Origin of the sequence: Streptomyces sp. NPDC046215, assembly GCF_040646215.1 — a bacterium.
In the GTDB taxonomy this organism is placed as follows: domain Bacteria; phylum Actinomycetota; class Actinomycetes; order Streptomycetales; family Streptomycetaceae; genus Streptomyces; species Streptomyces stramineus.
In genome coordinates, this window is record NZ_JBEYZW010000030.1 from 25,061 (window position 1) to 37,236 (window position 12,176).

The following is a 12,176-nucleotide window of genomic DNA, read 5'->3' on the forward strand; positions in this document are numbered from 1 at the left end:
GCGGGCCGACTGCGTGCGGGTAGTAATCGTCTGGCAAGCTGTGACGGCAGTCCGAGTAGCCGCGCCGTGCGGTGAAATCAACGGGCGATTGAAAGGCCATCGGATGACCACATCCACAGCCGTGCTACCAGCCGCGCGAACGGCGGCGAAGACGGGGCGGGCAGCGAAAGTCATCGTCGTTCTCCAGCAGAAGGGCGGCGCTGGCAAGACCACGATAGCGGTGAACACTGCCGCCTGTGCTGGACGGTCCGCAGTGCTGTCGAACGGGGACGAGTCGGTCGGTTCCCCGATCGTCGCAGCTGGCATCGATGTCCAGGGCAGCCTGGAGAAATGGTGTGCCGCAGTGCGGGAGGAGGCCCTCCCCTTCGACTATCTCGTCACCAAGAGCAAGACGGGCATCCTGCCGAGCATCGTGGAGGATCCTGACCGCCGCCGCATCATCATCGACACACCGGGCTTCATGGATGTCGACCCTGATGCGGAGTGGGGCGCAGATCCATTGGGTGAGAGCCGAACGGCTGACGCCCTGCGCGAGGTCTTGGAGGTAGCGGACTTGGCGATCGTGCCGATCACCCCAAGCAAGATCACTTGGGACGAGTGCGAGTTCACCATCGAGCGCGTCCTCAAGCCGAGGGGTATCCCCTTCCTGGTAGTGATCAACATGCACGACCCCAGCAAGGACAAGCACGAAACCCAGCTCACTAAGGTGAAGGCGTGGATCGACGAGCGGAACTACCCGCGCGTCTCGGATCCGATTCGCCGCTACACGATCCACGAGCACGCCTACGAGAACGGCACCCTCGTCACCGAGTACAAGATGAGCGGCACCGCACTGAATGCCCGTGAGGACTTCATGCGCGTCGCCCTGACCATGGAGCAGATGCTCTGATGGGACGACCGATCAACGTCAGCGGGGGGCCACAGGGGCCGGGGAAGCCGGACACTGCTGTCGCACTGGCCCGGTCCATCGACCAGCTCCCGACGAAACAGCTCGCGGATACGCCCGTCCTCATTGCCCAGGAACAGCAGATGCTGGTCCGGTGCGAGGCCGCATTGGAGAACCTGCGGGTCGCGTACTGGGCGGCGGGCAAGGCACTTCAGGTCATCCGGGATGGCCGGCTGTACCGGGCCACGCACCCCACCTTCGAGGACTACTGCCAGGAACAGTGGGACATCACCCGGCAGTACGCGAACCAGCTCATCAGGTCCTGGGGGATCGCGGAGAAGCTGTTTGAGATGGTCAGCGGCAAGTCGAAGGACTTGGAAAGAATTCTTTCCAAGAAGCTGGGATTCGGGCAGGCATGGGAACTGGTCGCCCTCACTGAAGAGCACAGTGTCGATGCGGCCGCTCTGCTCTACCTGGCTCTGATCCAAGCGAAGGGCATGGGCGTCACGGCCGCGCTGGTGAAGGGCGCGGCAGGAAACCTGCCACCGGAGGCAGCCGGGAAGAAGAAGGCCACCGAGGAGGCAGTCGTCGCCTACCTCGCGACCATCGAGGGGACGAAGGAGCTACCCCCAACCACGGACCCCTACAAGGCGCTGCACCGGGCCACGAGGAAGATCAGCCCTGACGCGATCCATGCCGCAATGGAGCGCAACCCCGACGGCACGCGGACGATGGTGTGCAAACTGATCGAGGCCCTGTCGTCATCGGTCGGGATAGAGGTAGAGATCAAGTCGCCCGACTCGGAGACGGCAGCGGCCTGACGGCTCTCAGAACACAAGAGCGGCCCCCGACCGGATCGAAATCCGGCCGGGGGCCGCTCATTGTGGCGGCCCCCGGCCGCGCTCCGTTAAGCCCCTCGGCCAACGAGGCGCCAGCCTTAGAGACCGGACCGGCTACTCCCAGCGGCCGGCTTCATTATCGAGGAGGGCTGCGACCTTCGGGCCGACGTGGGTGTTGATGAGCTCCGCCAGGCGCCCTACAGCACTCTTGGCGTCGTCGGTAAGAGTCTCGCCTTCCAGCTCTCCCGACGGCTCCCACAAGTCCCACTGGGCGGCAGAGACGCGCAGCGTCGCGGTGAGCAACAGCGCAGTCTTCGATTCGTTCTCCGGCTCAATGCGCGCGGGGTAGTCGTCGCTGCCGTGGACGGTCTCCCACGTGGCGACCTGGTAGGGGGGCCGGTGCTTCTTGTCGAGTGCGTCGTGGTGGAGACGCACGTCGATGAGGACGAGGAGGGAGCCGTCTTCCTCGGCGCGCGTCAGGCGGATGTCGAGGTCCGGGCGGACGACGGCGTAGGCCGGGCTCATGACGGGGCCGGTGCCGGCGGTCCAGGCGAAGCGGGCGAAGGCGGCGGGGTCTCGGGCCTCGATCTCGTCCATGAACCAGCGCTTGGGCTCCTGCTGGCGGAGGTAGACGCCGTAGCGGGAGCGGCCGTCCGATGCGCGGTCGCGGTCGGTGGCCTCGTCGATCAGCACGAGTGTGGTCGGGGTCCAGTGCACGGGGTGCTCCTAGTCAGATGTGGAGAGCCAGGCGTGGTGGTCCTGGCGGGTTGGTAGCGAGGCCCGGGCCGGTGTCGGTGGCTCCGGGCTTCATCCTGTCGTCTCGTACGGTCGGCAGGGGCGGGAATGCCCGTAGAGGCTGCGGTCGGCCACTTACAGGAGGGCGACGAGCAGGGCCACGTCCAGGGCGAGGATCGCGGCCACGGTGATGTCGATGGCCAGGCGAGTCCTGCGGTGCTTCGCGCGGGCAAGCTTGGCCAGGCGGATGATGTCCTCGGCACGGCGCTCTTCGAGTAGGTCATCGATCAGGTCTTGGGGGGTGGCCGGGTCGAGGGTGGCCCAGTAGAGGTATGTCCCGCGGGGGGCTCCGGTGATGTGCGGCCGGATGGCGAAGAGGACCGCTTTCACGGCAACGGCAAGCCCGACAGCGCCCACGGTGGCGAGCAGGGCGACGGCCGGCGGGAGGTGGCGTCCGGGGACCGTGGCGACGAGGACGGCCAGGGGGATGCTGAAGGCGGACAGCAGGGCGCCGGACTTGGGCTCGCTGCGCTCGATCTCCTTGCGTGCGGTGGCGTCGGCCTCGGCAAGGCGAGCGTCAAGTCGGGGGTCCGTGGTCGTCACGCAGCGCTCCCTGAGGTCAGATCGAACAGGCTCTGCTGGCCCTTCTCCATCTGTTGTTGGCGCGCGGCCGCGGCGTCCTGGCGGGCGCGGCCGCGGGCGTGGTTCCAGCAGGGGCCGCACCAGGGGCGAAGGTCTTCCGGCTGGACGTTCGCGTTCTGCGCGTCGGTGGCGCGGGCGGGGTACGGGGCGGCGGTGAGGCCGCGGGGAGAGTTGCACGTGCCGGCCAGGTGGGTCCGGCCGCATGCTCCTTCGCATGCGCAGCGTCGGCCGCATCGGTTGAGGACGTCTTGTAAGAGAGTCACCGGCTTGCTTCCCTTCGCGGCGGGTCAGTTGAGGTGGTCGGGGTGCCAGGTGGCGTACTCCTGACGGACGTAGCCGCGGACACCGTGAACGGTCCAGATGGGGTGGTTCTGGTCGTACAGGCCCGCGGTGACACCGTGCTGGCGGTCGTGGCCGAGCAGCTGCTCGGCGGTGTGCTCGGCCACGACGACGTCGTCCTCCCCGCCGGTCGCCTCGGCCTGCCGGTCAGCGAGAGCGGCGTAGCGCAGCAGGTACTCGCGGCGTTCGTCCGGGGTGCTGGTGGCATCGCCAGCGAGGACCTGGAGCCGGAGGACGGCGTATGTCTCCGTGAGCAGCCGGGGGGCGCGGGAGTAGGCGTCGCGGAAGGTGAAGGGCAGGGGCGGGACGGGGTCGACCTCGGTCACGGTGGTCCCTTCGTCAGTGGTTGTGGATGGATCCCTTGGAGAACCAGCCCGAGGCATGCACGGTCTGGTTGATGGTGGTGTGGTTGGTGGTGGCACCGGAGCTGGTGCGGCTGGCGAAGAGGAAGCGCAGGAGGAGAACGAGCGCGGCGAGGGAGCCGCTGCCGATCCCGAAGGCGAGAGCTGCGGTCATCAGTCCTTCCGATTTGTCGGCGATGAGGCCCGCGCCGTAGCCGATGCCGACGGCTGCGGTGCCGACCCCGATGCCGCCGGCGGCGGTGACGAGGGCGGCGCCCTTGGCCCGTCCGGATATGCGGGTCTCCACCGGGGTGGCTGCGGGCGGCGGGGCGGGGGGAGCTTGCTGGGCGAGCTGGGCGGCGGTGATGAGCGCGGCGAGTTGTTCGGGCGGGACGACGATGCCCGTATGGGCGGCGGGGCCGTGGGTGTGGAGGAGCGGGGCCGGCGTCGTGGGGTGGGGGTGCGTCCACGGCTGGTCGGCCCGGGCGAGGGCGGTGATGGGGTCGCGGGTGGTGTCCACCGGTGTCCTTCGGGGCCGGGGTGAGCGCCGTGTCGGCCGCTCACACACTGGTCACGTTCTGTGGCCGTACTGGGCAGTGGGGTGGGTAGTGGGTACTGGGGTCACCAGTAAAAGCGCAGGTTGGGGTCTGTTTCCGGGCTGTGGGGGTGCGTAGTGGGTAGTGGGGTGGACCCCACTACCCACTACGCGGTAGCTGCCTGTTACCGGGTCAGGCGTGGTCGGGGTGGAGGAAGACGGACTGCGGGCCGTTCTCGCGGTAGGTCAGGAGGTCGCGGGCAACGGCCTCTTGCAGGGCCTGGCGGACGGTCTTGCGGTCCCGCTTGACCAACGCGGCGATCTGGCCGACCTTCATGCCCGCCGTGCCCGCGGCCTCGATCGCCTCCAGCGCCTGGGGCAGCCAGTCGGGGCCCTCCGCCGGTGGGGCGGGGGACGGCGTCGACTCGTCGGGGTCCGCAGCCGGGGAGGCTCCTTCGTCCGTCGGCTGCGGGTCGGTGCCCTTGCGCTCGTAGGACAGGCCCAGGGAGCCGCGGCGGCCGCCCGTGTCGCCGTCGCCCCCGTTGCTGCCCCCGGACTCTCCGCCGTCAGGGTGCCCGGGTTCGTCGGTGGTGCCGAAGCGCTGGTCGATCTCCGCCATGAGCTGCGCGGCGAGGACGTCGGGGTCCTCGGCCTTCCGCTCGTACGACAGGCCCAGCGACTTGCGGCGCCGGGTGTCGACCGTCGGAGGCTCGGGTGGTTCGACGACGGCGGTGGTCGTGCCGCCCGCTGCGGCGTCGTTGTCGTCGGGGTCCGCGCCGAGACGGGCGGCGTGGGCGGCGGTGACGAGCCAGCCGGCCCGCTCGGGGCTCCAGCGGTCGCGGTAGTCGTCCCCGGCGGCCTCCGCAGAAATGGCGTCCAGCTCGATGCGGCGGCCGTTGGTGGCGAGCACCACCTTGCGGACCATCGACGGCAGCGACTTCCAGCCCTTGAACTCGGTGGCCGGGAAGCCGTTGGCGGCGCTGCTGGCGATGACGCCTGCGCCCTTCTCATTGAGCTGAGAGGTGTCGATGCGGGCCCGCGGGAAGAGCTTGCCCACGTTGTGGCCGGAGTTCTCGCCGGAGGTCAGCGCGGCCGAGACCGGGCTGTATCGCTTGACGACGGTGTCGCCGATGGTGCTCACGTTGCCGTCCACGGCGGTGAGCACGAACCGCTCGGCCATGGCCCGGGTGGTGCGCATGCCCTCCCTGATGAGCTCGGCGAGTTCGCGTTTCTCCGGTTCGCGCCGGTTGTTGGCGTGGGCCAGGATCTCGGCGCCCTCGTCGATGAGGATCTCGATCTGCGGCAGGGTCGCCGAGATGGGCAGCAGGGTGGTGTCCATCTTCCGCATCAGCTTCTGGTAATGCAGCTGGCGGGCCTTGTTGATGCGCAGGGCGGCCTTCAGCATGCGGATGGCTTCCTTGGGGGTGGAGGCGAGCCAGTCGATGCCCGGCTTGGTGCCGGCGGGCGCCTTGTCGTCCGGGTCGTCCGGGTCGATCAGGCCGCGGGCCTCCAGCCACGGTGTCACCCACGGAATGCCGATGGCGCCCATCTTGAGGTCGATCACCCAGGTGACGACGTCGACGCAGCGGGCGAAGCCCGCGATGATGACGTCCATGAACGTGCTCTTGCCGGATCCGGGCGGTCCGAGGATCAGGGCGCACGCCTCGCGGAGGAAGACCTGGATCTCCTCGCCGGTGGGCCGTAGGCCCCACGGGATGCCGGTGAGGAGCGACAAGGGGGTGTAGTCCTCCGGGTACAGCACCTCGTCGCGCATGATGTTCTTAGTCATGACGTCGACGACGACCAGGCCCTGGGCCTGGCCCTCTTCGACGCGGACGGTGCAGCCGAGCGGCAGCCGGGCGTCGGCGGCCAGTGCCCGTGCGCGGGCGCCGATGCGGTCCCAGGTCACGCCGCCGCCGGGCAATTCGGCCTCCAGCGAGTAGCCGGCGCCAGTCTCCCAGAACTCGACCGCGATCACCTTGACGTCGACGGTGGCGACGCGTTTGATGCGGTCCTGCCACTCGCGGGCGATCACGCGGCGCTTGGTGTCGAGTTCGGCGGCCGCGGCCTGGGCCTCGGCGGAGAACCGCTCCTCCTCGACGACTTCCTCCCAGGCAGCGGTGTGCGAGGCGGCGGCCCAGGTGCCCACGCCGAGGGCGGCCAGCGATCCGGCTGCCGCCCAGGACAGCGGGCCGTGGGCCATGGCCCAGGTCGTCCAGCCGCCGGCCACCAGCCACGAGGCGGCACGGGCGACGGCGGAGCGTACGGTCAGCTTGCGGCGGACGCTGTGGCCGATGCCGTGGCCGATCGCGCCGGCCGCGCCGATGACCAGCGGCCAGCCTTCCGGCATCCCGGTCGCGGTGCCCAACAGGGCGACGGCCGCGGCGCCGGTGGTCGCCGACAGGGCGCCGGTGATCGGCCCGTGTCCACGGGCCCAGTCCAGCGGAGGCAGCTGGGTGTCGTCGCCCGGCTTCTTCTTCGTGAGCGTGAGGGAGCGGCGTTCGCGGCTCATCGTCTTCTCGGTCACCTTCCAGAGCTCCTGACAGGGGCGAGGGCCGGGCCCGCACACGACGCGGTGTGCGGGCCCGGGCGAAACGGCAGGGGAGGGGGGCGCTAGTTGTTGGTGGTGTCCCATTTCTCTTCGGCGTTGTTGCGCGGGTCGGTGTGCCGCTTGATGTCCTGCTCGTGAACCACGCAGAAGACCTTGAATGCCTCTTCCGCCTGGTCGATGGCCTGCTGGAGCGCCTTGTAGATGTCGTCCAGGGCCGCGCCGACCTCGGGCTCCAGCGGGAACTCGCTGTCAGCCTTCGTGGCGAGGATGGCGAAGGTGTTGGCGACGGACTCCAGCGCGTCGGGGAACCCCTGGATGGTGTCGTGGACGTGCATCATGCCGTCGGGGTCGTAGGCGTTCGCCGCGGCTTCCATGTCGGCCGCGCTCTCGTTGAACAGGAATCCGGGGCCGGCCGAGGTGGACATGGGGGTGGAACCTCCTGTGCTCATGCAGTTGGCGTGGTGGCGAGGGGCGCGGCGGACCTTCGCCGCCACCGGGTGGTTGTCGTCGTTCTCGGCAGCCTCGACCGCCGTCTCGTACTCGCCGCGGATGGCGCGGTCGCGCTCCGCGCGGGCCCGGTCGGCGGCGTTGGCCAGGCGCCGATAGACGCGCGGGCCGAGGTATTGCAGCCCGCGCCAGCCCAACCGGACGCCGATGGGGTGGGTGATCAGCCCGATCGCGAAGAAGGGGATGCTGATGGCAGCGGCCAGGAGCTTGCGGCCGTAGCAGCGCAGCGCCGAGGCACTCAGCCGCCGCCACATCCGAGCCCGCGCCCGAGCCCGCTTCCGTACCGCGCGCAGCCGGGACAGCCGACGGCGGGTGTGCTCGTCCCGGGTGGCCCGGGCCCGGTCACGCAGCCGGCGCCGGGCGTGCCGTGCCCTCTCCCGCGCCGAGAACCTCGCGGCGCCGGCTCGGCGTTCCGCCGCCTTGCGCCGCTTGTCCTTGGCGTGCCCCGCGCGGTCGCCACCGGCGGCGCCCTTGGGGGACTTCTTCAGGTTCAGCCGCTTGTCGGCGGAACCCGTCCCGCGACCCGCGGCCTTGTCCTTGGCGGCGCGCTTGGCGGCCTTGCGCTGAGCCTTGGCCGCCCGCCGGGCGTCGCTCAGACGGCGGGCGTCAGCGGTGTCCTTCGCGCGTCGCTGCGCCCGGGTGGGGGCGGCGGCCTGCCGGGCGGCTCGCGCGGCCTTGACCGCGCCGAGCGCCCCCCGGGCGTTCTTCGCGGCGCCCGCTGCGGTCGCCCGCCGTTGGGCGGCCTGGCCGGAGGCCCGCAGTGCGCGGGAACCGCTACGGCCACCGGCGCCGGTGTTGCGGGAGCCGGAGGCGGAACCGCTCCGAGTCCGAGATGCCTTGCCGCCGCCGGCCGTGCGGCGGCCCCCGAGGCCCCCGGAGAGGGAACCGGTGCGGGTGCGGGCCGATCCTCCGGCGGACTTCCCACCGCTGGTGGAGCCTGCCCGGCCCGCGGTGGTGCTCTTCGCGGCGGCGCGGCGGGCCAGGGCGGTGGCTCCCGCAGCTGTGACTGCCAGGCCCGCGGCCGCCAGGCCGGTCGTCGCTGCCCCGGCCGTCACGACCGCGGCGGACACGGCAGCGACAGTGGAGTTGGCGCCGATGACGGTCAGCGGTACGGCGGGGATCCCACCGGGGGTGTGCGGGGTCGGGGTGGCAGGGCGGGTAGTCGAGGGTGGCGCGGACTCGGTCTCGTCGGCGCCGTCGTCGCCGGCCGGGTCTTCGTGGAGGTCCTCGTCGAGGGCAGGGTTGTCGGTAGTGGTGGTGCTCACTGCTCCTCCTGGCGGCGGGGCAGTGCCGGGACGGGGAAGACCTCGTCGGCCGGGGTCTCGATGTGCTGGGCGCAGACCGGGCAGCTGTGCCAGGGCTTGCCGCCGACGCGCGCCTGGGTCTTGGCGAACCACGCGCCGGTCAGGCCCTCGACGGCGATGCCGATGAACATGGCCGCCACGAGCGCCAGGCCGAGGCTGTGTCCGGTGGGCACGGGCACCGGGTCCGGGAGCATCTGGTTGAGGTCGCCGTGGGCGTACAGTCCGGCGATTCCGCCAGCGGCGAGCGGGGTGGCCACCGCCAGGGCGCCGATGGCGAAGGAGCCCAGGAAGCGGATGGCGGACAGGAGTCGGGCAGACACGGAGTCTCCAAAGAGGGAGGTCCCGGGACGCGCCCCGGCAGGGGGGCGGGGCGCGCCCCGAAGAGAGGGAAGCAGGCGGGTCAGTGGCGCTTGGGCCGGGTGATTCCGTGCTCGGCGAGCGCGGTCGCGAGGAACGCGCGGGCGGTGCCCGGCCTGCATCCCAGTCGCTTGGCTGTCTTGCGCGCGGACGGTTCCTTCATCAGGTCCCCACCAGCTTCGAGGACCTCGTCGACCATGGCCCGGACCGTCTCCAGACGGTCGTCGTCGACCTGGTCCCGGACGGGGTCGGAAACCGGTTCCTTCCCTTGCGGGAAGCGGGGTGTGGGCTCCTCGGGAACCGCTTCCTCCGGAGGGCGGGACGCACTGAGCGGATGCACCGGCACCCGGTGCGCCACCCACTCACCGTCCACTCCGGGAACCACCAGGGCGACCGGCAGGACGGGCGCGGGGATCACCTCGGGCGCCTCGTCGGACACGGTCTCGACGACCGCTTCCGGCTCCGGCTCCACCGCGTCGGGAACCACCGCAGTCAGCGGTGTGCCCCGCCGGATCCACCGGCGTCGGCCATCCCAGGACGCAGCCCGGGCGCGGCGATAAGTGGCCCGTCGGGCAGCGCGGATCTCGCGGATCGACGGCTCGTCGGGTGAGGCCGCGTTGGCCCGGGTCCACACCGTCTCGTACGCCTCGTCCATGGAGACGGTGGCGTTGTCGGCGAGCCGCCGGGCGCGCCGGACGAGGACCGGGTGTCGGCGGCCGAGTCGCCGCCACCGGTCGGCTTCCTCCGCGCTCTGCTTGGACAACGCGACCTTCTTGGAGCGCATGACCACCAGCCACAGGGCCACCGCGGCGAGCGAGGCGAGGGCGTAAGCGCCCGCCCGGTAGCCGCCGGCGGCCGAGTGGTCCTCAATCAGGTGCCCGGCCGCGTTGATGGCAGCCGCGATCACGGCGGTGATCACTGTGGCCCGCAGCAGCCACCGGTACGGGCGCTTCTGCTCAATGGCATGGCTGGTCAGCCCCGCCAGGGTGAGGGTCATGCCCTCGGTCAGGACCGGGATGCCAATGGCACCCATGCCCATCCCGAGCGCCGCGGCCGCCGATGCTTGCCCGGTACAGCCGAGGATCATGGAGACGGCGACGACTGGTAGGCCCCATAGCGGCATGTGGTTGGCCACCTTGAGCTGGGCGGCCTGCCAAGACGCGCGTCGTTCCCTGCGGCGGCGGCTGCGCAATTTCTCCCGAGCGTCACGCTCCTGCGCCTTCCGGGCAAGCTTGGCCTCGTCATCGGCGTTCTTCATCTCGCGCCGGTGCTCGCGGTCGAGGCGCCGCTGCTCGCGATCCTGCCGCCGGTCTTCGCGCCGCTGGGCCCACTCGGCGCTGCGGTCCCGGCGTTTCTCCTCCCGCCGTACGGACGGGCCGATGTGCACCTGTCCGTACGGCGGTTCGGACGGGTGCCCGTTGTGGGTAGGCGGGGTTTCGGTCTGGTAGGTCGTCACCGGTCCGTAGCCCCCTTCCCGGCGGCGCGGCGGCGCTCGACCTCCGCGTCGATCGGGCCAAGGGCCTGCTCCCAGCACTCGCCGACGACCACGCGCTTCAGCAGCAGGAGAAGGGCGAAGGACAGCGAGGCCAGGAACTCGTCCCGTTCCCCCTCGTCGAGGCTGGCCAGCGGCCACGAGCTGCCGTCGGCCTCGGGCGACCGGTCGGGTTCCTGAAGCTGCGGGACGGGGCCCTCGGGCCAGTAGCGCGCCTGGAGTTCCGCGTAGTGCGGGGGCCGCGGCGGCTCCGGCAGGCGGCGGGTACTCACCAGCCAGCCGCTGCGCAGATCCCCGTCGGGCGATACCGGCGACCAGGAGGTGATTGCCGGGTCGATCCGGCGGACAGCCTCCTTCGCGCTCTCGCGGGACCGCTCGACGCCGTGGACGACGCCGTCGCGGACGATGACCTCTACCGGCGTGTCCGCCACGGCGAGGTAGTGCTCGACCGTGGTCTGGAGCCACCGCTCGACCGTGCGGAGCGCGGCCAGCTCCTCGCGGGTCTGCTTCAGCTGGGCGGCCAGGGCCCCGGCCCGCTCCTGCTCGGCGCTCAGGTTGCGCTCCAGCTTGGCGGCCTGCGCCTGGACGAGCAGGGCGCGTTCGTCGAAGTCGCGCAGCAGCTGGTCGCGTTCGGCCTTGACCCCGGCCAGACGCAGCTGCACGGCCGGGATGCGGGCCTCGGCGCGGTCACGCTGGTCGCTCAAGGCGGCCAGGCGACGGGCGCGGATGATCCGGATCATGCGTGGGCCTCCTTGGGGCTGCGCGAGCCGGGGCGGGAGAAGTGGTGGACGGCGGCGCGGACCGCGCAGCGGCCCGCCAGGCCGGCGGCCCCCAGGACCGCGGCGGCCTTGACCGCCGCCACCAGCGCGGTGACGGCCGCGATCACGGCGGGCTCCAGGACGAGGCCGACGCCGTAGGCCAGGCCCAGCAGCACCACGACGAGGGCGGCCAGCGCCGCCGGGTGCAGCTTGTCGGCGCCGCTCACGATGCGGCGCCCGAGGCGGGCAAGTTCGGCTCGGGTCGTCACAGCGCCACCGCCGATCCGGCGATGGCGACGCCGTTCTTCCCCACGTCGCTGCCGGTCGAGCGGCGGTTGACCTCGCGGAGCTTGTCGACCATCGCCTTGCGGTCGTTGTCCGTCACGCCGCCCACCCCCAGGCCATCGCCTCGGGCTCGAAGCCGCTCCGGTTGTCCTCGTCCTCGATCTCGTCGAGGACCGAGGCCATGACCGTCAGGTGCGCGGCGGCGTGGGCGACGTCGTCGACGGGCAGGAAGCCGGAGGCGACCATGTCGGCGAGGGCCTCTCGGCGGGCGAAGTCCTCGGTGAAGCAGGCGAGCAGCGCATCTCGACGCTGCTGCTCGCTCAGGGTCTCGGGGATCTCGTACTCGCTGCCGGTGATCAAGTCGGCGTCGATACCGAGCTCCAGCGACAGCCCGATCCGCGTGGCGGCGTCGGCGAGCACCGGCGGGACTCGCCGGATGACCACCGGGTCCGTCATGATGTCGTTCATGCGGGATCCACTCCTTGGGTGAGATGGGTTCCGAAGTGGCCCCGGGGGCGGTGCAACGCCTTGTCCGGGGCCGCGCCCGTTTACGGGCGCCGGGATGGTGGATGCAGCCCAGACGGGCACGGCCGCGGCACATCCCC

General features: G+C 71.2%; 13 protein-coding genes. 2 read left to right on the plus strand and 11 right to left on the minus strand.

Annotation, left to right across the window (positions count from 1 at the left end):
• Positions 1 to 103 precede the first annotated feature (103 nt).
• Positions 104 to 889, plus strand: coding sequence for a ParA family protein (locus ABZ951_RS15700; RefSeq protein WP_344090078.1), 786 nt, complete (start codon positions 104 to 106; stop codon positions 887 to 889).
• Positions 889 to 1,707 (plus strand): hypothetical protein, encoded by an 819-nt coding sequence (locus ABZ951_RS15705; RefSeq protein WP_344090076.1) that lies wholly within the window; start codon positions 889 to 891, stop codon positions 1,705 to 1,707. The genes ABZ951_RS15700 and ABZ951_RS15705 overlap by 1 nt, the downstream gene beginning before the upstream one ends.
• A 132-nt stretch (positions 1,708 to 1,839) precedes the next feature.
• On the opposite strand, the gene ABZ951_RS15710 is transcribed toward ABZ951_RS15705, so the two are convergent.
• From ABZ951_RS15710 to ABZ951_RS15760, 11 genes are all read right to left on the minus strand, one after another.
• Positions 1,840 to 2,442, minus strand: coding sequence for a hypothetical protein (locus ABZ951_RS15710; RefSeq protein WP_344090074.1), 603 nt, complete (start codon positions 2,440 to 2,442; stop codon positions 1,840 to 1,842).
• 153 nt (positions 2,443 to 2,595) lie between these two features.
• Positions 2,596 to 3,063 carry a Pycsar system effector family protein gene (locus ABZ951_RS15715; protein ID WP_344090072.1) on the minus strand — a complete coding sequence of 156 codons (468 nt, stop codon included), beginning with the start codon at positions 3,061 to 3,063 and terminating at the stop codon, positions 2,596 to 2,598.
• A 326-nt stretch (positions 3,064 to 3,389) separates the two neighbouring features.
• A complete protein-coding gene (locus tag ABZ951_RS15720; protein ID WP_344090070.1) occupies positions 3,390 to 3,767 on the minus strand; it encodes a hypothetical protein in 378 nt (125 codons plus the stop codon).
• A gap of 13 nt (positions 3,768 to 3,780) precedes the next feature.
• Positions 3,781 to 4,302, minus strand: coding sequence for a hypothetical protein (locus ABZ951_RS15725; RefSeq protein WP_344090068.1), 522 nt, complete (start codon positions 4,300 to 4,302; stop codon positions 3,781 to 3,783).
• Positions 4,303 to 4,510: 208 nt separating this feature from the next.
• On the minus strand, positions 4,511 to 6,844 hold the full coding sequence (locus tag ABZ951_RS15730; RefSeq protein ID WP_344090065.1) for a hypothetical protein: 2,334 nt from the start codon (positions 6,842 to 6,844) through the stop codon (positions 4,511 to 4,513).
• An 86-nt stretch (positions 6,845 to 6,930) separates the two neighbouring features.
• Entirely contained in the window at positions 6,931 to 8,640 is a 1,710-nt protein-coding gene (locus tag ABZ951_RS15735; RefSeq protein ID WP_344090063.1) for a hypothetical protein, read from the minus strand.
• Complete coding sequence (locus ABZ951_RS15740) at positions 8,637 to 8,999, minus strand: hypothetical protein (protein ID WP_344090061.1); 363 nt, start codon at positions 8,997 to 8,999, stop codon at positions 8,637 to 8,639. Before ABZ951_RS15740 ends, ABZ951_RS15735 begins: the two co-directional genes overlap by 4 nt.
• Positions 9,000 to 9,079: 80 nt before the next feature.
• Entirely contained in the window at positions 9,080 to 10,492 is a 1,413-nt protein-coding gene (locus ABZ951_RS15745) for a hypothetical protein (protein WP_344090059.1), read from the minus strand.
• Complete coding sequence (locus ABZ951_RS15750; protein WP_344090057.1) at positions 10,489 to 11,268, minus strand: hypothetical protein; 780 nt, start codon at positions 11,266 to 11,268, stop codon at positions 10,489 to 10,491. The genes ABZ951_RS15745 and ABZ951_RS15750 overlap by 4 nt, the downstream gene beginning before the upstream one ends.
• Complete coding sequence (locus ABZ951_RS15755) at positions 11,265 to 11,555, minus strand: hypothetical protein (RefSeq protein ID WP_344090055.1); 291 nt, start codon at positions 11,553 to 11,555, stop codon at positions 11,265 to 11,267. Before ABZ951_RS15755 ends, ABZ951_RS15750 begins: the two co-directional genes overlap by 4 nt.
• Before the next feature lie 112 nt (positions 11,556 to 11,667).
• The gene (locus ABZ951_RS15760; RefSeq protein ID WP_344090053.1) at positions 11,668 to 12,039 is read right to left on the minus strand and encodes a hypothetical protein; all 372 of its coding nucleotides are present in this window, start codon (positions 12,037 to 12,039) and stop codon (positions 11,668 to 11,670) included.
• Positions 12,040 to 12,176 lie beyond the last annotated feature (137 nt).